The sequence below is a fragment of the Pedobacter sp. AC464 genome (assembly GCF_979253075.1).
Genome location: NZ_CEEDBV010000022.1, coordinates 1 through 240, shown reverse-complemented (window position 1 = coordinate 240; position 240 = coordinate 1). Strand labels below are relative to the sequence as shown.

The window sequence follows — 240 nt, the reverse complement described above, 5'->3', positions numbered from 1 at the left end:
GTCGTAAATGGATTAAAGAAGGCTGGGTAGATTACATCAACCCTCAGATATACTTTAGTTTCAGTAAAAATGTTGCTCCATTTGGTGTGTTGTTAGATTGGTGGAGCAATAATGCTTACGGGCGGCACGGTTATGTTGGCCATGCGGCATATCTTGTAAATTCCAGAGCAGAAATGGCCTGGCGTAATCCGACCGAACTGCCCAGTCAAATTAGGGCACTCCGGGAGAATAACCGTATTC

At 45.0% G+C, this 240-nt stretch carries 1 protein-coding gene; it reads left to right on the top strand.

The window, feature by feature from the left end; translation table 11 throughout:
* The coding region (locus AC0IWT_RS20030) for a family 10 glycosylhydrolase (protein ID WP_471798516.1) at positions 1-240 on the top strand (240 nt) is incomplete at both ends.